The following is a 19,621-nucleotide window of genomic DNA, read 5'->3' as shown; positions in this document are numbered from 1 at the left end:
TTCCCACGTTTTGCCACGGTCCTTGTCCATGCCCATCACCCCGCAAGAAGCCCTGCAGCGCACCATCGAACACCGCGAAATCTTCCACGACGAAATGGTCGAGCTGATGCGCCAGATCATGCGTGGCGAGGTGTCGGACATGATGGTCGCGGCCATCCTCACCGGGTTGCGGGTCAAGAAGGAGACCATCGGCGAGATCGCCGGCGCAGCCACGGTGATGCGCGAGTTCTCGCGCCGCGTGGAAGTGGGCGACCGCCGGCACATGGTCGACATCGTCGGCACCGGTGGCGATGGTTCGCATACCTTCAACATCTCCACCTGCGCGATGTTCGTGGCGGCCGCCGGCGGCGCCAAGGTCGCCAAGCACGGCAACCGCAGTGTCTCGTCCAAGTCCGGCAGTGCCGACGCGCTGGAGGCACTGGGCGCGGCGATCGAGTTGCAGCCCGAGCAAGTCGCCGCCTCGCTGGCGCAGACCGGTATCGGCTTCATGTATGCGCCGGTGCATCATCCGGCCATGAAGGTGGTGGCGCCGGTGCGCCGCGAAATGGGCGTGCGCACCATCTTCAACATCCTCGGCCCGCTGACCAACCCGGCCGGCTCGCCGAACATCCTGATGGGCGTGTTCCATCCGGATCTGGTCGGCATCCAGGCGCGCGTGCTGCAGGAACTCGGTGCCGAGCGCGCGCTGGTGGTATGGGGCCGCGATGGCATGGACGAGCTCTCGCTCGGTGCCGGCACCCTGGTCGGCGAGTTGCGCGATGGCCAGGTGCGCGAGTACGAGGTGCATCCGGAGGATTTCGGCATCGCCATGTCGGCCAGCCGCAACCTCAAGGTGGCCGATGCCGCGCAGTCGCGCACGATGCTGCTGCAGGTGCTGGACAACGTGCCCGGCCCGGCGCTGGACATCGTCGCCCTCAACGCCGGTGGGGCCCTTTACGTGGCAGGGGTGTCCGACAGCATCGCCGACGGCGTCGTGCGTGCGCGTGCGGTCCTGGCCGATGGCTCGGCGCGTGCAAAACTGGATGCCTATGTTGCCTTCACCCGGCAGACTGCCGCGCAGCGCTGACCCCTGCCACTGCACCGGCAGGCACGCGTCGGCACCCTCACGCCACCGCTGGCATGCTGCGCGCCGGCGCGTGGCCGCGGCCAGTTGCGGCCGTCTTGACCGATAATGCCCGCCCGCCAGGACCCGATACGATGAGCGACATCCTCAACACCATCCTTGCCCGCAAGGCCGAAGAAATCGCCGAGCGCAGTGCGCGCGTGCCGCTGGCCGAGCTGATCGCGCGCAGCGCCGACCTGCCGCTCACGCGTGGGTTTGCCGCCGCCATGCAGGCCAGCATTGCCGCCGGCGAGCCGGCGGTGATCGCCGAAGTGAAGAAGGCCAGCCCCTCCAAGGGCGTGATCCGCCCCGACTTCCACCCGGCCGACATTGCGGTGAGCTACGAATTCGGCGGCGCCAGCTGCCTGTCGGTGCTGACCGATGTGGACTTCTTCCAGGGCGCCGATGCCTATCTGCGCCAGGCGCGCGAGGCCTGCACGCTGCCGGTGCTGCGCAAGGATTTCACCGTCGACCCCTACCAGGTCTACGAAGCGCGCGTGCTTGGCGCCGATTGCATCCTGCTGATCGTCTCGGCACTGGAGGACGCGCAGCTGGCCGAGCTCTCCGGCCTGGCCATGCAGCTGGGCCTGGACGTGCTGGTGGAAGTGCATGACATCGACGAGCTCGAGCGCGCGGTGCAGGTGCCGGTGCCGCTGGTGGGCATCAACAACCGCAATCTGCGCACCTTCGAAGTGACGCTGCAGACCACCCTGGACATGCGCGCCGCCGTGCCGCGTGACCGCATCCTGGTCACCGAAAGCGGCATCGTGACGCCGGCCGATGTGCAGTTGATGCGCGGCCACGGCGTGAACGCGTTTCTGGTCGGCGAGACCTTCATGCGCGCGCCCGAACCCGGCGAGTCGCTGCGTCAGCTATTCTTCGCGCATGACTGAGGCGTATCCCGTACCGCGCGACGACGCACCGCTGGTGGTCTTCGATTTCGACCACACGCTGTATGACGGTGACTCCGGCAGCCACCTGTTCGCCTGGCTGATCAAGCGCAACCCGTTGCGTCTGCTGGTGGCGCTGTTGGCCTCGCCGATCCTCGGCCCGATGGTGGCGATGCTGCCGACCCGCCGCCGCGGCGTGTCCGGTTATGTGTGGATCGCCACCTTCGGCCTGCACCGCGCGCGCGAGTTCAATCGCTTCATCGATGCGTACGTGCTCAAGCATGAAGCGCAGATCCGGCAGCGCTTGTTGCCGCACGCCCTAAAGGTGTTCACCGACCACCGCGCCGCCGGCGACCGTGTGGTGGTGGCCACCGGCGCGCCACCGGAACTGGCCCGCGCGATTCTCGGCTTTGTCGCGCATCAGGACGTGCCGGTGATCGGCAGCCTGGTCGGTCCACGCCTGGGCGCGGTCACCGCGCGACGCCACTGCCACAATGAAGAGAAGATGCGCATGCTGCGCGAGCGCGGCTACGCCGACATCGCCATTGCCTATTCGGACAGCACCGCGGATCTGCCGCTGCTGAAGGCGGCGCGCGCGCCGGTGGTGGTCAATCCGAAGGCCAATCGCGAAGCGCTGTTCCGGCAGGTGCTGCCGGCAGGCACGCCGATCCTCAACTGGGGATGTCGTGATCGCGGTGGCAAGGCGCTGTAGCGCCTGGTGCCGAAAGCGGTACGTACCGTACGCGGCTCCGGCCAGGTCACGGCTGCGATGAGGTCAGGCATTGCCGATCGAGTCGGCGGGCAAGCAGTCGGCGATGCACGGCACACGGCCGGCAGTCGGTGACCGAGCGCACCCGGCCACATCAGCCCGCATGCCGTGCGACATGCGGTTCCAGCTGCGGTTGGTGCAGGGCTGCACCAACCGCGATCGCGACCGCTTAGCGGGTGCCGTAGAGCACGACGGTCTTGCCGCGTGCATGCAACAGGCCGTCGGCCTGCAGTTTCTTGAGCACGCGCCCGGCCATTTCACGCGAACAACCCACCAGCCGTGCCAGTTCCTGCCGCGACACGCGCAGCTGGGTGCCCTGCGGGTGACTCATCGCTTCCGGCTCCTTGGACAGATCGTGCAGGGTGCGCACGATGCGGTCGGTCACGTCCAGGAACGCCAGGCGGCTGGCTTTCCTTGTGGTGTCGAGCAACCGCTTGGACAGCTGAACGCCAATCGCGTACAGGATGCGCGGCGCATCCGGCGACAGGCTGGTCTGGAACAGCTGCTGCAGCCGCTCGTAGCTGATCTCGGCCAGCTCGCACTGGGTGCGGGTGCGCAAGATCACCTCGCGGGTATCGGATTCGATGAACAGCCCCATCTCGCCGACGAACTCGCCGCTACCGAAGTAGCCCAGCACCAACTCACGATCGTCATCTTCCTCGGCAATGATGCTCACCGAGCCACTGATCACGTAGTAGAGGGTGCCAGCCGGGTCTCCTGGCCGGAACACATCGGTCCGGGTCGGATAGCGTCTGCGATGGCTGTGCGCCAGGAAACGCTCGATCGTGCCCGCGTCCAGCGCCAGAGAAGGGGTAGCGTTACGTACCGTCGTAGTCACAACCGTCGTGTTTCCTGGGCTCATGGTAGTTCCGCGTGTAATTCCTGAAGCTTAACGGCATGAGTCATGCAAGGTAAACCATTCTTAACGTCGGCATTTCGTTGCTGGGATCTTTGGCTCATAATTGTTTCCTTTCCCGCCTTCCATAAGGACAGACCGACGTGGTCAAGCCGTTGCCTCGCCTGAGGCTACAGGGGTTCAACAACCTCACCAAGGCGTTGAGCTTCAACATCTACGACGTCTGTTATGCGCGTACCGAAGAGGAGCGTCAGCGCTACATCGAATATATCGATGAGCAATACGACGCCGATCGTCTGACGCAGATCCTGACCGATGTTGCCGAGATCATTGGCGCCAACATCCTCAATATCGCACGTCAGGACTACGATCCGCAGGGCGCATCGGTCACGATCCTGATCTCGGAAGAGCCCGTCATCGACAAGAAGCAGGCCGGCAAGGAGCTGATCTCCGATGCAGTGGTCGCTCATATGGACAAGAGTCATATCACTGTCCATACATACCCCGAGACGCATCCGCAGGAGGGTATCGCCACGTTCCGTGCCGATATCGACGTGGCCACCTGTGGCGTGATCTCGCCGTTGAAGGCGCTGAACTACCTGATCGAGAGTCTGGAATCGGACATCGTGATCATGGACTACCGCGTCCGTGGCTTCACCCGCGATGTGAAGGGCAAGAAGCATTACATCGATCACAAGATCAACTCGATCCAGCACTTCCTTGCCAAGAACGTGAAGTCGCGCTACGAGATGTTCGACGTGAACGTCTATCAGGAAAACATCTTCCACACCAAGATGCACCTGAAGGACTTCGACCTGGACCAGTACCTGTTCGAGGAACGCGCCAAGAACCTCTCGTTCAAGGAGCGCATGAAGATCGAAACGCTGCTCAAGCGCGAGATCGAAGAACTGTTCCACGGGCGCAACCTGAGCGAGTAAGCGCAGCGAGCGAGCTGTTGCGCGGCTGCCTGCAGGCGCGCGAAAGAACCAAGGCGGGACGGCCCGCCACGCGATGACCTCGCGTTCCACAGCCGACGGCGGCCCAGTGTGCAAACACTGGGTCGCTTTTTTTTTGTGCGTTTTTCAACTGAGGAGTACTGCGATGCCCTGGATCTACCTGCTGCTGGCCGGCCTGTTCGAAATCGGCTTTGCCATGGGCCTGAAGTACAGCGACGGCTTCACGCGCCTGTGGCCGACGGTGCTGACGATCGGTCTGGCGGGCATCAGCCTGTGGTTTCTGACCCAGGCGCTGAAGACCATCCCGGTAGGCACCGGTTATGCGATCTGGACCGGGATCGGCGCGCTGGGCGTGACCATCGCCGGCATCGCGCTGTTCGGCGACAGCGCGTCGTGGTCGCGTCTGGCCTGCATCGGCTTGATCGTGGCCGGGGTGATCGGGCTGAAGTTGGTGGGGTAGGCGTGGTCAGTCCTGCTTCGCAGGCCTGCCCCCCAAGATTTGCTGCGCAAACCTCGGGCCCCACGCGTAGTCAGTCCCACTGCGTGGGCCTGCCCCCACAAGGTTTGCTACGCAAACCTCGGACCCCATGCGTAGTCAGTCCCACTGCGTGGGCCTGCCCCCCAAGGTTTGCTGCGCAAACCTCGGGCCCCACTCCGTAGCATCCTATCCCCGCGCCTTCGGCGCGCCCCCTTAACAAAGGGGGCTCTGCTCCAGTTGGTCTGCTGGGCGCCACCAGCCACCAGCCGCCAATCCCCAATCCCCAATCCCCAATCCCGCCGGCTATAGCCGGTACGCCACGGCTTTCATGAGTCTGGAGGCCAGGGCCATGGCGCTGGGGATCGGTGGCGGGAGGAGGCGGGCGCCGGCCTGTTCGGCCTGGTCGGCGTGGCGTGCCTCGTCGATCTTCATCACGCGCAGGATCGCGCGGCTGCGCTGGTCGATCTCCGGCAGGGTTTCCAGGTGTTCGTCCAGATGGGCTTCGACCTGGCGCTCGGTCTCGACCACGAAGCCCAGGCTCCAGTCGTCACCGCGCAAGCCGGCCAGGGCGCCGAGCGCGTAGCTGCCGGCATACCAGAGCGGGTTGAACAGGCTCGGGCGGCTGTCCAGCTCGTGCAGGCGGTCGGCACACCAGGCCAGATGGTCGGTTTCTTCCTGCGCCGCCTCCAGCAGGTGCTGCTGGGTGTGGGCATCGCGGGCGACCGCGGCCTGGCCGAAATACAGGCCTTGCGCGCAGACCTCGCCGACGTGGTTGATCCGCATCAAGCCGGCGGCGTGGCGACGCTGGTCCGGTTCCAGTGCGACGTCGGGGGTGTCGGTGGCCGGGTTGGGCCGCTCGGCGGGCGGATTGCCGAATACCGTGTCCAGCGCGCGCTGGGCTTCGACCAGCAGCCGGTCGAGCGGGCCATGCAGTCGGAAAGAGGAGGTCTGGGTCATGCGCCGATTCTGGCCCCCGACCGAGCCGCTGCCAACCGCCTGAGCTCCAGCCGGCCGGCGACTTGCGTGGCCTTGTATCGTCCCGTACAATCCCGCCTCTTCTGTTTCGCCTTCACAACGCGTGGCAAAGTTCCAGCGGTCATTGCCGCTGCAATCCGCCCGACCACTCAAGAGTTTTCTCATGACTACGTTCACCGCCAAGTCCGAGACCGTCCAGCGCGACTGGTATCTCGTTGACGCCGCCGGCAAGACGCTCGGCCGTCTGTCCACCGAACTGGCCCGCCGTCTGCGCGGCAAGCACAAGCCGGTTTATACCCCGCACGTCGATACCGGCGATTACCTCGTGGTGATCAATGCCGAAAAGATCGTGGTCACGGGCAACAAGCTGAAAGACAAGAAGTATCACCGCTTCACCGGCTACATCGGTAACCTGAAGACCGAGAGCCTGGAGCAGGCGCTGGAGCGCCACCCGGAGCGCGTGATCGAAATCGCCGTCAAGGGCATGCTGCCGAAGGGCCCCCTGGGGCGCACCATGTACCGCAAGCTCAAGGTCTATTCGGGTGCCGAGCATCCGCACGCCGCCCAGCAGCCGCAAGTTCTGGATATCTAATCATGGCTATCACGCAAAACTACGGCACTGGCCGCCGCAAGTCCTCCACCGCTCGCGTGTTCCTGCGCAAGGGTACCGGCAACATCACCGTCAACGACCGTCCGCTGGACGAGTTCTTTGGCCGTGAGACTGCACGCATGATCGTGCGTCAGCCGCTGGAACTCACCAAGAACACCGAAAGCTTCGACATCCTGGTCACCGCATCCGGCGGCGGCACCACTGGTCAGGCCGGTGCGATCCGTCTGGGCATCGCCCGCGCACTGGTCGAGTACGACGAAACCCTGAAGTCCGAGCTGCGCAAGGCTGGCTTCATGACCCGTGACGCCCGCGAAGTCGAGCGTAAGAAGGTCGGTCTGCACAAGGCCCGTCGCGCGACCCAGTTCTCCAAGCGCTGATCCATCGCGGTTGCTGCGTCCCGGTTCTCGCCGGGGTGCCCACTTCAAAAGCCCGGCCATGCCGGGCTTTTGTCGTTTCGGGGGTGCGCATCGTGACTCTGCGCTCGTGGCCTGGGCGTGCTGGGTCGCAGGGCAGGTCTTTCCGGGGCCGGGTCTGGCAGCTTCGCAGGGCGGCATGGCCCTCTTCTCGTGCCAACAACCTGGCGGCGGCCGCTGCGTCTGTGCACGGCCGCCCGGGGTGATGCCATGCGGGGTGGCCAGGTTCCGGCAGTGGCGCCTGTCTGCCTGTCTGCCTGGCCGACGCAGCACGCCCGTTCCGGCAGGGTGGGGCACCTGCGGCCGATCCCTGTGCGCCCTTGGTGCGGCAGTGGTTGGTGCGGACTATTCCCGGTGGCTGCCGGGTCGGATCATCGGGCAACAAAAAAGGCCCGATCGTCAGATCGGACCTTCTGTGTTTGGCTGCCCCGGATGGATTCGAACCACCGATGCCTGAGTCAGAGTCAGGTGCCTTACCGCTTGGCGACGGGGCAATAAAACGTGTTGGGCCAAGATTATTGCATGCCCGTGAGCGCATGAACACCTTGGTGGCTATGGGTGGACTCGAACCACCGACCCCAGCATTATGAGTGCTGTGCTCTAACCGGCTGAGCTACATAGCCTAGGGAGCCGGCAATTCTTACCAAGCGCTCGCGTGTTGTCAAGCATTTCGTTTTCAGCTTGTGAGCCGGCCGTCGCCGTGGCAGAGTCGGTGACAGTAGATTTTCAGGAGTCCGCATCGTGATCGATCCGGACGGTTTCCGGCCAAACGTCGGCATCGTGCTGATGCGAGAGGATGGTCAGGTGTTCTGGGCACGACGTGTGCGCAGGGACGGCTGGCAGTTCCCGCAAGGTGGCATGAATACCGACGAGACACCCGTGGAAGCCATGTACCGCGAGTTGCGCGAAGAAACCGGGTTGTTGCCCGAGCATGTCGAATTGCTCGGTGCCACCCCTGGGTGGCTGCGCTATCGCCTGCCGAGCCGGGCAGTACGGCGCAATGAGCGCCAGGTCTGCATCGGCCAGAAGCAGGTGTGGTTCCTGCTGCAGTTCACCGGCCATGAATCCCATCTCAAGCTCGACCACACCGACACGCCCGAGTTCGATCACTGGCGCTGGGTGGATTTCTGGTACCCGGTCGAGCATGTGGTGATGTTCAAGCGCGGGGTCTATGCGCGCGCGCTGCGTCATCTGGCTCCACTGGCGCAGACCATCGCCGGCTCGGCGGCGGTCGGGGTGATGCCCGAGCGTGCGCTGGAGGCCTGGTTGCCGGGCAGCAGCGCGGCCGGGCACGACAGCCCGCGCAAGCGTCCACGCAAGCGGGGCGGGCCTCGTGCAGTCCGGATTAATAATGATTAACGTTTGGAATTGACACCTATTCTCGTTTGCGGTGGAATCAGTGCCGGTCCTCTCCGGATCGCCAGCACCCGACCGATACCGTGTACGTCTGCATCTGTAATGGGGTCACCGACCACCAGATCCGCGAAGCGGCCGAGAATGGCTGCGCCAGCCTGGCCGAGCTGACCATGCGCACCGGCTGTGGTTCAAACTGTGGGTCGTGCCTGGAGATGGCGGGCGATGTATTGAGCCAGGCCCATGCGAGCCGCGCCCTGCCGTTGCCCATGCTGGGGCTTGCCAGCGCTGCCTGAGCATTCTCCGGCGCGTCCGCGCGTCGTCGATGACAGGTTGACGGGGCTGGTGGGCGCATTGACGCCTTCCTAGTGCCACCCGCACCACTGGCGTCGACAGGGCGCCTTGCTGGCCTCCGGCCATACGCTCGCTCCGGAACCGTTGCGGTCATCGGTCAGTTCACCGCTGGTTCCCTCCACAGTCCGCAGTGACTGCTCGACGCAGATCGACGGGAGCTCCGCTCCCACATAGACCGTATGACGATCCAGCCGGGAGCGGGCAAGCGTCCCGCAACTGATCACGATTCGCGTTCCTTCATGCGCCGCGGCAACGCGCTACAGTGCGGCCGGCTTACTGTCTCGGAGACATCGCATGAAGGGCGATACCAAGGTCATCGAGTACCTCAACAAGGTGCTCTACAACGAACTCACTGCGATCAACCAGTACTTCCTGCACGCCAAGATGCTGAAGAACTGGGGCCTGAAGGAACTGGCCGAGCATGAGTACAAGGAATCCATCGACGAGATGAAGCATGCGGACAAGCTGTCCGACCGCATCCTGTTTCTCGAAGGACTTCCCAATTTCCAGGCGCTGGGCAAGCTGCGCATCGGCGAGAACCCCACCGAGATGTTCCGCTGCGACCTGGCGCTGGAGCGTGAGGCGGTTGCCGTGCTGCGCGAGGCCGTGGCCTATGCGGAGACCGTCAACGACTACGTGAGCCGCCAGCTGCTGGTGGACATCCTGGAGTCGGAAGAAGAGCACATCGACTGGCTGGAAACCCAGCTGGATCTGGTGGCGCGCATCGGCGAGCCGAACTACCTGCTGACCAAGCTGGACGACTGAGGGCCGCCGACCGGGCTGCAGCGCTGCCGGCAGGCGGCGCGTTGATGGGTGGCTTCGGCTCACTGCATCCTGGCTCTTTCTGCCGTCGGGCCTTCGGCCTCTTCCATCGCGAGATCGATGCCGGCACGCATGAGGTCATGAGCGGTCGGCGTGGCCGTCGCTGCCCGGAAGCTGCATGTACCACGCGCACGCTCCTGTTGCGAGCGCGTCCTTCGCATCCAACTGACGACCGCTGCCACGGTTTGTTGGCCGCCCTCAGTTGGCGGCGCGGGCCTTGGTCTGCAGGCGGGCGACCTGGCCGAGCAATGCCAGGCGGGCGCGTGCGTATTCGGCGATGACCAGGGCCACCATCACCGAGGGGCGCTCAATGGTGCCGGTACGCGCGGCCAGTTCGATACGGCGCGCGGCATTGGCCAGCGCCTGGGCGCCGACGTTGGCGCTGGAGGATTTGAGCATATGCGCCAGATCGCGCAGCTGCATGCTGTCGCGGTTGGTGGCCGCGGTTTCCAGGCGTTCGATCATGCCCGGCGCATCTTCCAGGAACAGCTGCAGGATGGTGATGGTGTCCGCGCCCGCCACCTCGTACAGCTCATCGATCACGCTGTTGTCCAGGATCGGCAAGGCGCGCGCCTGCGCGGCGCTGCTGGCGCTTTCGGGGGCGGCTGCGGCCTGGTTGCCGTGGGGCGTGCCGGCTGGCAGCGGTTGACGTGGCAGCCAGCGTTGCAGGCAGGCGTCGAGCTGCTCGCGGGCCACCGGTTTGGACAGGTAGTCATCCATTCCGGCGGCCAGGCAGCGTTCGCGATCGCCGGCCATGGCGTTGGCGGTCATCGCCACGATCGGGACCGGACGGCCGCCGCTCTCGGTCTCCATCGCGCGCCAGCGGCGGGTGGCGGCATAGCCGTCCAGCACCGGCATCTGGCAATCCATGAAGACCATGTCGTAGCGGGTGGACTCCATGCTGCTCAGCGCGGCGTCGCCATCGGTGGCGGTGTCGGCGTCGAAGCCGAGCACGGCCAGCAGCTTCTGCGCGACCAGCAGGTTCACCGGGTTGTCTTCCACCAGCAGGATGCGCACTTCGCGCGTACCGGCCAGCGCCGGTGCCATCGGCTCGGGAATCATCGCCGCGGCCAGCGTGGCGGCGGGGGCCGGCGTTGGATCGGGCGGCAGCACCAGCGAGCGCAGGGTCTCGTCCGGGCTCTGGCGCGGCACCAGGGTGGCATGGTCCTGCAGCTCGGCAGGCACCGGCTCGTCGCCATACAACCAGATCAGGCGCGCGCCATCGATGTCGTCAGGGCGCGCAAGTGCGCGATGCACTGCGCGCGCGCTGTAGCGCAGCGTGTCATGGTCGGCAATGACGCAGCGGAAGCCTTCGCCGTCGCTGTGGCGACGCACCCGTTCCAGCGCTTCCTGGGTGGTCTCCATCAGCACGTGCGACACGCCCCAGCCGTCGAGCAGGCGCTTGAGACGTTGTGACAGGCGTGTGTCGGAGCTGATCACCATCACCCGGGCGGCATCGGCGCCGCTGTTCTGCTGCAGGTCGCCGATGACCTTGAGCAGCGGAATCTCGAACCAGAACGTTGCGCCGCGCCCGGGCTCGGACTCCACGCCGATGCGGCCGCCCATCAGGTCGATGATGCGTTTGCAGATCGCCAGTCCCAAGCCGGTGCCGCCATACAGGCGCGTGGTGGAGGCGTCGGCCTGGGCGAAGGAGCGGAACAGGCGCGCCTGCTGATCCGGGGCGATGCCGATGCCGGTATCGCGCACCTGGAAGCGCAGCAGGTGCTGGGCGCGGGTTTCGCCCAGGCGGCGCAACTGGATGTCGACGCTGCCGCGCTCGGTGAACTTGATCGCGTTGCCGATCAGGTTGCCCAGCACCTGGCGCAGGCGGATCGGGTCGCCGCGCACCAGCAGGCGCACCGATGGCTCGATATCCAGCGCCAGGCGCAGCTGCTTGCCTTCGGCGGTACGCTGCAACAGCTGCACGACGCCGTCGAGCAGCTCGCGCAGGTTGAAGGTGGTGATCTCCAGTTCGAGCTTGTTGGCTTCGAGTTTGGAGTAGTCGAGGATGTCGTCGACGATGCGCAGCAACTGCAGCGAGCTGCCGGTGGCGGTCTGCAGCATGTCGCGCTGGTCCAGACTGAGCTGGCCGCTGGAAATGAGCTCCAGCATCGGGATGATGCCGTTGAGCGGGGTGCGGATCTCGTGGCTCATGGTGGCCAGGAATTCGCCCTTGGCCAGCGTGGCGGCCTCGGCGGCCTGCTTGGCGCGCAGCAGTTCCTGTTCAAGCTCGCCGTGGCGCTGCAGCTCCTGCTGCAGGCGCTCACGGGCGACGTCGGCCTCTTCCAGGCGTTGCGTCAGGGCGTGCTGGGCGCGCGCGCTGCGGTAGCCGGCAGCTGCGGCACACAGGCCGAACACCACTGCCAGTGCTGCAGCGGCGGCCGTCACCGTGCGCCACGGCCCGTCGATGGCCGACCACTGCAGGCCCGCACCCAGCGCTGCGACCAGCGCAGCCAACACGGCCAGGCCGCTCCAGGCGCGGAGGCCTCCTGCCCGCGCTGTCACTCAGAGCACCGCGTTCGTGAAGTCGAAGTCCAGTTCCTTGCCGACCGTCTGCACCAGGTTGCCCTGGATGAAGTCCACGCCACTCATCCACATCGCCGCGGCCGACTGCGGGTCCTCGATGCGTTGGCCGATGATCAGCAAGCCACGCTGATGGGCGATATCGATCACGCCGCGCAGTTCATCGCGGACTGCCGCATTGCCATGGGCATCGGCGAAGCGGTTGGCCATGCGCACGAAGCTCAGCGGCAGCTGGCTCAGCAGCGCGTTGGCTTCGTCGCCGGGCTCGAACTGGCTCAGGCAGAACTGCACGCCCGCCTGCATCAATCTGGCGCAGAACTGCTGCACGGTGACTGCGTGGATCAAGGCATCGTCCAGGCGCAGGTCGACGATCAGCGATTGCCCGGCCACGCCGCGCTCGACCAGCGCCTTGAGCAACCAGTCGGCGAAGGCATCGCGCGCCAACGTGCGAGGCGACTGCGACACGAACAACCGCAGCGGCGGGTGGGCGTGCTGGTACAGATGCAGCAGGCCGAGCGCGTGGTCCATGACCTGCTGGTCGAGATCGGCGATACGTCCGGCCGCTTCGGCGGCGGGAATCACCTGGCCGGCCGACAGCAGCGTGCCGTCGGCCTGGCGCAGCCGCAGCAGCACCTGGTATTGCGCCGTGTCGCCACCGGCCACCGCCACGATCGGTTGATACGCCAGTTCGAGCTGGCCTTCGACCAGGCGCAGCTGCTCCTGTTGTTCGGCCTGGCTGGGGGCCAGGTAGGCCTGCACGCCGTCGCTGCGCAGGCGTGCCTGCAGCGCGGTGCGCTCGACCGCTTCCAGCGCGCTGCCGGTATCGTCGAAGCCCAGGCCCAGCGGTGCCACGCCGATGGCGCAGCGCACGTGCACCGATTCTTCCTCGCGCACCGGGAAGGCATGCGCCGACAACCGCTGGCGGATTTCCAGCGCCTGCTGTTCCAGGCTGGATTCGGGCATGTCCACGCCCAGCAGCAGGAAGCTGTTGTCGTTCAGGCGCGCCAGCGGATACGGTTGCGCGGCACTGGCCAGGCGATGCCCGGCCTGGGTCATCAGGCGCTCATAGGCGGCATAGCCATAGCGCTCGCGCAAGCCGAGCGCGCTGGCGATTTCGATGAAGAACAACCCGCCGGTCTGCTTGCGCGCCAGCGCATCGGCGAGCAGTTCCATCACATGGGCACGTGTCGGCAGGCCGGTCTCCGGATTGCTGCGCACGTTGACCTGTTCACCGACCTGCTGCAGTGCCTGCTGGCGTGCGCGGCGGATGCGGTTGGACACCGCGGCGATCAGGTGACGCGGGCGGATCGGCTTGGTCAGGAAGTCGTCGGCGCCGCTGTCGAGCACTTCGAACTGACGCTCCGGATCCGGGTCGCCAGTGAGGAAGACGATCGGCAGCAATTGCTGGCCGGGCTGCTGGCGGATCAGGGTGGTCAGGCGGATGCCGTCCAGCTCGGGCATGTGCAGATCCATCAAAATCAGATCCGGGTGGTAGTCCTGGATCGCCTGCGGCACGCTGGCGGCGGTCATTTCCACCTGCGCATGCATGCCGGCACCGTGCAGCACGCTCTGCGCGAACAGCGCCTGCGAGCGGTCGTCCTCGACGATCAGCACGCGGTACGGCGCATCGGCGGCCATGGTGTCGTCGCCCTCGCGCGACGCCGAGACAGTCGCCAGCGTCGACGCTGCAGCCGTCGCGTGCGCACTGCCACCTGGCGCGACGGCCTGGGCTGGTGCCATCGGCAGGATCGATGCGGGTGCGGCAGCGGGCGCGGGAATGATGGCGGCACTCACCGGCTCTGCCGGGTTGGATGCCGCCGCGGCCTCGTCGGCCCAGCGGCGCCAGTAGTCGGCCGGCGGTGTCTCGGCGCGCAGTGGACGATTACGCGTGGCGGTGTCGTCACGGGTGAAAGGAACCGGATCTCGGGCGGCCATCAATACTCCCTGCAGTCGCGATGATTATGCGATGAACTTCACGATAGCGGGGAGCGACGTGCAGCCGGCGTGGTGGCAGGGCGCATCGGCGCAACCAGCCGCCGCATGCCCCGCCACAGCAATCGCCACACCCACCAGACCACCAGCGTAGCGAGCACGCTGGAGCCCACCGCAACACTGAGTGCCAGCCATGGGTGCGCCAGTGCCAGCGCCAGGGCGGTGGTGGCGATGGTGTCCTCGGCCAGCGAGGCGACCCAGTTGCTGGCCGGTTCGGGCGAGGTGTTGAGCAAGGCGCGGGTGCCGGCCTTGAGGGTGTGGCTGGTCAGCGCCACGCCGGCGCCTGCGGCCAGCACGCCGGTGCTCAGGTCACCGTCCGGCGACAGCGTGGCCGCGGCCAGGAAGGCGCCGGCGGGCACCCGTGCCAGCGTCTGCAGCAGGTCCCAGCCCGAATCCACGCCGGGGATCTTGTCGGCGAAGAACTCGGCCACCGCCAGTGCACCGGAGGTGCCCAGCACCCACCACGACTGCGCCGGATGCAGGGCCGGCGGCAGCTCGATCCAGCCGAGCAGGCCGGCCAGGCCGACACCGAAGACGGTGAGATAGACACGGATGCCGGCCAGCCAGGCCAGCAGGATGCCGATCACGAACAGATGGGCTTCGCTCATGGCGTTGCTTCCTGCGAACAATGCGGAACTATCGGATAACCGCCGGTCCAGCGCCAGCACGATGGTTGCCGACGCTCTGGCACACTACGCCGCCCATGACTGCGCCGGCCCGTCCGGACCCGATGCCCATGCGACCAGCCGCACGCGTTCAGATCGTCCAACGTGACTCCGGCGGTGGCCGTTCCGGCAGCCGCTGGCGGTGGCTGGTGATCGCGCTGGTGTGGCTGGCATCGCTGGGCGGGGCATGGTGGATGGCCAGCCGTACCGCCGCGCCGCGCCTGGTCGAGGCCGAGGCGGCGTTGCAGCAGGCGCAACGCAGTCAGGCCCAGCAGCGTCGGCAGATTGCGCAGTTGCAGCAGCGCCAGGTCAATCTGGAGATGTCCGACAAGATCAGCCGCGCCGCCAACACCGAAGTGCAGGCCTCGCTGGCCGAGCGTGACGAGCAGATCGCCGCACTGCGCGCGGATGTGGCGTTCTACGAGCGCCTGGTGGGTTCCACCGCGCAACGCAAGGGGCTCAACGCACACTCGGTGCAATTCAGCGCAGAGGCCGGCGGCACCTGGAACTACAGCGTGGTGCTGACCCAGAACCTCAACCGCGGCGCAATCAGCCAGGGCCAGCTGCGCTTTACGGTGGAAGGCGTGCGCGCAGGCAAGCTGGTCACGGTGAACTGGAACGAGCTGCACCAGAAGCCGGATGCGGCCGGGCAGGCCTACTCGTTCCGCTATTTCCAGCAATTGGACGGCAGCGTGATCCTGCCGAAGGATTTCACTCCGCAACGTGTCAAAATCACCCTGAGCGGCGACGGGGCGCCGGTCAATCAGACATTCGACTGGAAAGTCGCCGGGAGTGGCGCGGGGGAGTAGCTCATGTTCGGAAACAAATCCAACCGTGGTGCGCAGACCGTGGTCGATACCTTGATCGGGCCGCAGGTGGTCATCCGCGGCGACCTGGTGTTCAGCGGCGGGCTGTATGTGGAAGGCCGCATCCTGGGCAAGGTGATCGCCGAAGACGGCGCCGGCGCCATCTTGACGGTGGCCGAGCAGGGCAGCATCGAGGGCGAGGTACGCGCGCCGGTGGTGATCATCAACGGCCAGCTGACCGGCGATGTGCATGCGGCCGAGCGGGTCGAACTGGCCGCCAACGCGCGGGTGCAGGGCAATGTGCATTACCAGGTGGTGGAGATGAGCGCCGGTGCGCAGCTCACCGGGCGCCTGATCCATGCCGCCACCGCCGGCGCGACCGCCGCGTTGCCGGCGCCGGACGCCGGCCGCGCCGAGCCCGCCAAGGCCTTGCAGGCCGAGACAGCCGAGGCCTGAGTGCGTGGCCTGCGGCTGAAGCGGGGTGTCGGGTTTGGCAGGCAGCGCTTGAAGTGGGGCCGCCTGGCCCCCATGCTGACGCCATGAGCACGCTCGTTTCGCTTCCCACCGCCGCCCCGGCCCCGGACTACCAGTCCATCGACCGGCCGCTGAACTTTTCCGTGGCCGCCGCCAGCAAGGTGCGCGAGCTGATCCAGGAAGAAGGCAACGCCGAGCTGGCGTTGCGCGTCTATATCCAGGGGGGCGGCTGTTCCGGCTTCCAGTACGGCTTCGAGTTCGACGAGAACCGCGCCGAGGACGACCTGGCCGTGGCCACCGACGGGGTGACGCTGCTGGTCGACCCGCTGAGCCTGCAATACCTGATGGGCGCGGAAGTGGACTACACCGAAAGCCTGACCGGGGCGCAGTTCGTGATCCGCAATCCGAATGCCAAGACCACCTGCGGGTGCGGCAGCAGCTTCAGCGTCTGAATCGGCGCGGTTGCCGGTGCTTGAGGTGCGGGCGATCTGCTGCGTGCAGCGTTTCCATGTTCAGCGCGACGTGGTGAGTGCGGTAGCGGCATAAGTGCGGCGACAGGGCCGCATGCGGTACGTCGCTTGTGCATTGCGGATCTCTTGGACGCGATGCATGTCGCGCGACACCAACACCAACACCGATACCGATACCGTTTGCCCGGCGCAGTCAAAACGCCGGGCGATGTGCGCCACGTACCGCTCAAACGATCGCCACCGGGACGAATGCCACGGGGTGGTATGGCGCCAAGCGCTATCGATGTGCATGTCTAACGCGCTGTAAACATTTGCGTGCTGCGGGTTTCGCCGTGCGCGCGCAAGCTTCGTGCGCGTGAGCTGCAGCGCGTGCGGCGATGGACATACTGCACGCACGCTCAGCGCCGGTGCCCGGACATGCTCGCTTCATTCATGCATCGCGTCTTGTCTTGCCTGACACACGCGGGCCTCGCCACTGCGCTGAGCGAGCGTGCCGCGCGCGATGCCACTTCCACACCATGGCGCAGTAAGCGCATCGCCACGCGTGCGTGCGTGGATCGGGCAGCTGATCCCGTTCCTGCGTCGCGCCGGCTCCCCCGCCCCTTGCATCCATCCATGAGAGAACGTCTCACCATGTTGCAGATCAGAACCCGATCGGCGTTTGGCCTGCTGGCCATGCTTGGCATCGCCAGCGCAGTGCTTGCACCCGGTGCGCAGGCGTCACCCGCGCGCGGCAGCTTGCTCAGCAGCAATTTCCTGACCAGCTACACCCGCGATGCGATTGCTGCATTGCTCACCGCCGAGCCGGCGGCCGAACAGCCCAGATGCAACGTGCGCGTGGCCGAGTTCACCTATGCCACCGTCGGCGTCGATGGCGAGCCGGCCACGGCCTCGGGCGTGGTGCTGATTCCAGGTGGCGAGCGTTGCACCGGTCCGTATCCGTTGCTGGGCTGGGGGCGGTCGACCGCGACGCTCCGCAACGAGGAACAGGCCAAGGACATCCGTGATGCCAAGGGGAACGACCCGCTGGTCACCCGTCTGGCCAGCCAGGGCTATGTGGTGGTCAGCAGCGATTACCTGGGGCTGGGCAAATCCAGCTACGGTTTCCATCCCTACCTGCATAGCGCATCCGAGGCCAGTGCGACGATCGATGTGCTACGCGCGGCACGCAGCGTGCTGCAGCGGCTGAAGACGCCGTTGTCCGGCAAGGTGATGCTGTCGGGGTATTCGCAAGGCGGCCATGCCGCACTGGCAACCCAGCGGGAAATCGAGGCGCATCTGTCCAGCGAGTTCCATCTGGTGGCCAGTGCGCCGATCTCCGGGCCCTACGCGCTGGAGCAGACCTTCGTGGACAGCTGGAGCGGGAGCAACGCCGTCGGTGAAAGCAGCTTCGGCATTATTCTGGGCAGCTACGCGATCGTCGCGATGCAGCACACGTATCGCAATCTCTATCTGGCGGCCGGGCAGGTGTTTCAGGACCCATGGGCGGCCAGGGTCGAGGGGCTGTTCCCCGGCAAGCTGGGCCTGACCGATCTGGTGCTGGGCGATACGCTGCCCGGGATCGATCAGCTCAAGACGTATTTCCAGCCCGGGTTCTATCGTGACTTCGCCAGCAACCCGGACAATCCGTTCCGCAAGGATCTGGCACGCAACGACGTGCTGGACTGGGCGCCGCAGACGCCGACGCTGCTGTGCGGTTCGTCCAACGACGCGACCATCCCGCTGAAGAATGCGGTGACCGCCATTGCCGGTTTCAAGCGTCGCGGCAGCACCCAGGCAGCGCTGGTGGACATCGGCAGTGGCGACCCCAACGACAACTCGGCTTTCGTGCATCTGACCACCAATGAGCCGTGCATCGTCGCCGTACGGCACCAGCTGCTGGACAAGCAGCGCTGAGGCCTGGATGGCGGGGCGCTGCCAGCGCCGATGATCGGTCGCGTCCCGGGTCCGCCTGGACGCGTCACGCTCCGATCGAGGCCTTGTCGCTGTTGCAGGCGACAAGGCTGAGCATGCCCGGATTCGACCTGGTTGCCGCAACGCCGTGCCGATCGCGCGTGGCCTGCCGTGCGGCGCAGCGCGCAATGTGACGCAGTCAGCACCGCCGGCGAGCGCGGGCCCCTGGCACGTCTGAACGCGCGCCGCCAGCCGGGCCTGCATCCGTGGCGCGCCGGTTGCAGGCGATGCCGATTATCGGCAGGCTTGCGCCGATGTCAGAGCCTTCCTTTTCCGCCTCCGGTTTTGCCTTCACCCACGCGCCGCTGGATCGCGGCGATCTGCTGCGTGACGATGCCGCTGCGCTGGCGCGTCTGTGGCCACAAGGCCGCGTGCTGCTGCTCGATGCCAAGGGCACCGCGCTGGCCGATGCCGATGGCCAGCCGCTGCTGATGGACGGTGCTGCGCTTGGCGAAGCGCCGGACGGAGCGATCTTTCTGGGGCTGCGCGATGAGGTCGGCTGGTTCTGCCTGCCGTCCGATGTGCCGGGTGTGGAAGCGCCGCAGCGCATCGACCTGCGCCAGGCCGCCGCCGACTGGCCGGCAGACGTCTCCACCGCGTTCGCCTACGCACGCGCGATGCTGCACTGGCAGTCGCGCACGCGCTTTTGCGGTGTCTGCGGCGGGGCGATCGCATTCCGGCGGGCCGGCTTCATCGCCCATTGCACGCAATGCAAGACCGAGCATTACCCGCGCGTGGATCCGGCCATCATCGTGGCGGTCAGCGATGGCGCGCGCTTGCTGCTGGGGCGGCAGGCGAGTTGGGCGCCGGGGCGCTACTCGGTGATTGCCGGCTTTGTCGAACCCGGCGAGTCGCTGGAGCAGACCGTGGCGCGCGAGGTGTTCGAGGAAACCCGCGTGCAGGTGCAGGACTGCCGCTACCTGGGCGCGCAGCCGTGGCCGTTCCCGGGCGCGTTGATGCTGGGCTTCAGCGCACGCGCTGCGGCAAGCGAAGTGCCGCAGGTCACCGGCGAACTGGAAGACGCGCGCTGGGTCAGCCATGCCGAGGTCAGCGCGGCATTGGCCGGCGACGGCGAGATCGGGTTGCCGCCGCGTATTTCCATCGCGCGCGCGCTGATCGAGTATTGGCATCGCGTCCATGGCTGAGCCGGGGCGAGCGGC

At 66.4% G+C, this 19,621-nt stretch carries 20 protein-coding genes and 2 tRNA genes; 15 read left to right on the top strand and 7 right to left on the bottom strand.

The window, feature by feature from the left end:
* Positions 1-28 precede the first annotated feature (28 nt).
* The 3 genes from trpD to EO170_RS11085 all read left to right on the top strand — a co-directional run bounded on the left by trpD (position 29) and on the right by EO170_RS11085 (position 2,704).
* The gene (gene trpD, locus EO170_RS11095) at positions 29-1,066 is read left to right on the top strand and encodes an anthranilate phosphoribosyltransferase (RefSeq protein WP_126944889.1); all 1,038 of its coding nucleotides are present in this window, start codon (positions 29-31) and stop codon (positions 1,064-1,066) included.
* A 131-nt stretch (positions 1,067-1,197) separates the two neighbouring features.
* Complete coding sequence (gene trpC, locus EO170_RS11090; RefSeq protein ID WP_104583521.1) at positions 1,198-1,995, top strand: indole-3-glycerol phosphate synthase TrpC; 798 nt, start codon at positions 1,198-1,200, stop codon at positions 1,993-1,995.
* The gene (locus EO170_RS11085; RefSeq protein ID WP_104583522.1) at positions 1,988-2,704 is read left to right on the top strand and encodes a haloacid dehalogenase-like hydrolase; all 717 of its coding nucleotides are present in this window, start codon (positions 1,988-1,990) and stop codon (positions 2,702-2,704) included. The genes trpC and EO170_RS11085 overlap by 8 nt, the downstream gene beginning before the upstream one ends.
* Before the next feature lie 226 nt (positions 2,705-2,930).
* Here the strand turns inward: EO170_RS11085 and crp are convergent, their stop codons facing one another.
* Positions 2,931-3,623 (bottom strand): cAMP-activated global transcriptional regulator CRP, encoded by a 693-nt coding sequence (gene crp / locus EO170_RS11080; protein WP_024938194.1) that lies wholly within the window; start codon positions 3,621-3,623, stop codon positions 2,931-2,933.
* Between the two features lie 137 nt (positions 3,624-3,760).
* Between crp and speD the strand changes: the two genes are divergently transcribed.
* Together speD and EO170_RS11070 are read left to right on the top strand one after the other, a co-directional pair.
* A complete protein-coding gene (gene speD, locus EO170_RS11075) occupies positions 3,761-4,555 on the top strand; it encodes an adenosylmethionine decarboxylase (protein ID WP_005990692.1) in 795 nt (264 codons plus the stop codon).
* A gap of 163 nt (positions 4,556-4,718) precedes the next feature.
* Positions 4,719-5,033 carry a multidrug efflux SMR transporter gene (locus EO170_RS11070; RefSeq protein ID WP_003483069.1) on the top strand — a complete coding sequence of 105 codons (315 nt, stop codon included), beginning with the start codon at positions 4,719-4,721 and terminating at the stop codon, positions 5,031-5,033.
* Positions 5,034-5,354: 321 nt separating this feature from the next.
* Here EO170_RS11070 and coq7 read toward each other — a convergent pair whose 3' ends face one another.
* Positions 5,355-6,008 (bottom strand): 2-polyprenyl-3-methyl-6-methoxy-1,4-benzoquinone monooxygenase, encoded by a 654-nt coding sequence (coq7, locus tag EO170_RS11065; RefSeq protein WP_126944886.1) that lies wholly within the window; start codon positions 6,006-6,008, stop codon positions 5,355-5,357.
* Between the two features lie 181 nt (positions 6,009-6,189).
* Here coq7 and rplM point away from each other — a divergent pair, with 181 nt between their 5' ends.
* Both rplM and rpsI read left to right on the top strand, forming a co-directional pair.
* Complete coding sequence (gene rplM / locus EO170_RS11060; RefSeq protein WP_016902424.1) at positions 6,190-6,618, top strand: 50S ribosomal protein L13; 429 nt, start codon at positions 6,190-6,192, stop codon at positions 6,616-6,618.
* A gap of 2 nt (positions 6,619-6,620) precedes the next feature.
* Complete coding sequence (gene rpsI, locus EO170_RS11055; RefSeq protein ID WP_016902423.1) at positions 6,621-7,013, top strand: 30S ribosomal protein S9; 393 nt, start codon at positions 6,621-6,623, stop codon at positions 7,011-7,013.
* Positions 7,014-7,469: 456 nt separating this feature from the next.
* On the opposite strand, the gene EO170_RS11050 is transcribed toward rpsI, so the two are convergent.
* Positions 7,470-7,543: transfer RNA gene (locus tag EO170_RS11050), tRNA-Gln, on the bottom strand.
* A gap of 52 nt (positions 7,544-7,595) precedes the next feature.
* A tRNA-Met gene (locus EO170_RS11045) sits at positions 7,596-7,672 on the bottom strand.
* Positions 7,673-7,790: 118 nt separating this feature from the next.
* Between EO170_RS11045 and EO170_RS11040 the strand changes: the two genes are divergently transcribed.
* From EO170_RS11040 to bfr, 3 genes are all read left to right on the top strand, one after another.
* The gene (locus EO170_RS11040; RefSeq protein ID WP_024938192.1) at positions 7,791-8,408 is read left to right on the top strand and encodes an RNA pyrophosphohydrolase; all 618 of its coding nucleotides are present in this window, start codon (positions 7,791-7,793) and stop codon (positions 8,406-8,408) included.
* Between the two features lie 80 nt (positions 8,409-8,488).
* Entirely contained in the window at positions 8,489-8,698 is a 210-nt protein-coding gene (locus EO170_RS11035) for a (2Fe-2S)-binding protein (protein WP_024938191.1), read from the top strand.
* Positions 8,699-9,050: 352 nt separating this feature from the next.
* Positions 9,051-9,521, top strand: coding sequence for a bacterioferritin (gene bfr / locus EO170_RS11030; RefSeq protein ID WP_005990707.1), 471 nt, complete (start codon positions 9,051-9,053; stop codon positions 9,519-9,521).
* A gap of 255 nt (positions 9,522-9,776) precedes the next feature.
* Here the strand turns inward: bfr and EO170_RS11025 are convergent, their stop codons facing one another.
* The 3 genes from EO170_RS11025 to EO170_RS11015 are packed head-to-tail and all read right to left on the bottom strand — an operon-like array spanning position 9,777 to position 14,701.
* Entirely contained in the window at positions 9,777-12,044 is a 2,268-nt protein-coding gene (locus EO170_RS11025) for an ATP-binding protein (protein WP_164741032.1), read from the bottom strand.
* Positions 12,045-12,083: 39 nt separating this feature from the next.
* On the bottom strand, positions 12,084-14,036 hold the full coding sequence (locus EO170_RS11020) for an EAL domain-containing response regulator (RefSeq protein WP_164741004.1): 1,953 nt from the start codon (positions 14,034-14,036) through the stop codon (positions 12,084-12,086).
* A 38-nt stretch (positions 14,037-14,074) separates the two neighbouring features.
* Positions 14,075-14,701 (bottom strand): DUF4126 domain-containing protein, encoded by a 627-nt coding sequence (locus EO170_RS11015; protein WP_104649169.1) that lies wholly within the window; start codon positions 14,699-14,701, stop codon positions 14,075-14,077.
* A 128-nt stretch (positions 14,702-14,829) separates the two neighbouring features.
* Between EO170_RS11015 and EO170_RS11010 the strand changes: the two genes are divergently transcribed.
* From EO170_RS11010 to nudC, 5 genes are all read left to right on the top strand, one after another.
* Positions 14,830-15,567: a DUF6776 family protein gene (locus tag EO170_RS11010; RefSeq protein ID WP_126944880.1), complete on the top strand. Its 738-nt coding sequence runs from the start codon at positions 14,830-14,832 to the stop codon at positions 15,565-15,567.
* A 3-nt stretch (positions 15,568-15,570) separates the two neighbouring features.
* Positions 15,571-16,020: a polymer-forming cytoskeletal protein gene (locus EO170_RS11005; protein WP_104583528.1), complete on the top strand. Its 450-nt coding sequence runs from the start codon at positions 15,571-15,573 to the stop codon at positions 16,018-16,020.
* An 83-nt stretch (positions 16,021-16,103) separates the two neighbouring features.
* On the top strand, positions 16,104-16,490 hold the full coding sequence (gene erpA / locus EO170_RS11000) for an iron-sulfur cluster insertion protein ErpA (RefSeq protein WP_024938186.1): 387 nt from the start codon (positions 16,104-16,106) through the stop codon (positions 16,488-16,490).
* 651 nt (positions 16,491-17,141) lie between these two features.
* Positions 17,142-18,404 carry a lipase family protein gene (locus tag EO170_RS10995; protein WP_126945438.1) on the top strand — a complete coding sequence of 421 codons (1,263 nt, stop codon included), beginning with the start codon at positions 17,142-17,144 and terminating at the stop codon, positions 18,402-18,404.
* A 311-nt stretch (positions 18,405-18,715) separates the two neighbouring features.
* The gene (gene nudC, locus EO170_RS10990) at positions 18,716-19,606 is read left to right on the top strand and encodes an NAD(+) diphosphatase (protein ID WP_126944877.1); all 891 of its coding nucleotides are present in this window, start codon (positions 18,716-18,718) and stop codon (positions 19,604-19,606) included.
* Positions 19,607-19,621 lie beyond the last annotated feature (15 nt).

The organism is Xanthomonas sp. BRIP62409, assembly GCF_003992965.1.
In the GTDB taxonomy this organism is placed as follows: domain Bacteria; phylum Pseudomonadota; class Gammaproteobacteria; order Xanthomonadales; family Xanthomonadaceae; genus Xanthomonas; species Xanthomonas euroxanthea.
The sequence above is the reverse complement of the archived record's forward strand: the minus strand, read 5'-3'. Positions and strand labels throughout refer to the sequence as shown.

Coding starts and splice junctions, on each gene's coding strand:
- trpD (WP_126944889.1), top strand. CDS start 29: ATGCCCATCACCCCGCAAGAAGCCCTGCAGCGCACCATCGAACACCGC.
- trpC (WP_104583521.1), top strand. CDS start 1,198: ATGAGCGACATCCTCAACACCATCCTTGCCCGCAAGGCCGAAGAAATC.
- EO170_RS11085 (WP_104583522.1), top strand. CDS start 1,988: ATGACTGAGGCGTATCCCGTACCGCGCGACGACGCACCGCTGGTGGTC.
- crp (WP_024938194.1), bottom strand. CDS start 3,623: ATGAGCCCAGGAAACACGACGGTTGTGACTACGACGGTACGTAACGCT.
- EO170_RS11070 (WP_003483069.1), top strand. CDS start 4,719: ATGCCCTGGATCTACCTGCTGCTGGCCGGCCTGTTCGAAATCGGCTTT.
- coq7 (WP_126944886.1), bottom strand. CDS start 6,008: ATGACCCAGACCTCCTCTTTCCGACTGCATGGCCCGCTCGACCGGCTG.
- rplM (WP_016902424.1), top strand. CDS start 6,190: ATGACTACGTTCACCGCCAAGTCCGAGACCGTCCAGCGCGACTGGTAT.
- rpsI (WP_016902423.1), top strand. CDS start 6,621: ATGGCTATCACGCAAAACTACGGCACTGGCCGCCGCAAGTCCTCCACC.
- bfr (WP_005990707.1), top strand. CDS start 9,051: ATGAAGGGCGATACCAAGGTCATCGAGTACCTCAACAAGGTGCTCTAC.
- EO170_RS11020 (WP_164741004.1), bottom strand. CDS start 14,036: ATGGCCGCCCGAGATCCGGTTCCTTTCACCCGTGACGACACCGCCACG.
- EO170_RS11015 (WP_104649169.1), bottom strand. CDS start 14,701: ATGAGCGAAGCCCATCTGTTCGTGATCGGCATCCTGCTGGCCTGGCTG.
- EO170_RS11010 (WP_126944880.1), top strand. CDS start 14,830: ATGCGACCAGCCGCACGCGTTCAGATCGTCCAACGTGACTCCGGCGGT.
- EO170_RS11005 (WP_104583528.1), top strand. CDS start 15,571: ATGTTCGGAAACAAATCCAACCGTGGTGCGCAGACCGTGGTCGATACC.
- erpA (WP_024938186.1), top strand. CDS start 16,104: ATGAGCACGCTCGTTTCGCTTCCCACCGCCGCCCCGGCCCCGGACTAC.
- EO170_RS10995 (WP_126945438.1), top strand. CDS start 17,142: ATGTTGCAGATCAGAACCCGATCGGCGTTTGGCCTGCTGGCCATGCTT.
- nudC (WP_126944877.1), top strand. CDS start 18,716: ATGTCAGAGCCTTCCTTTTCCGCCTCCGGTTTTGCCTTCACCCACGCG.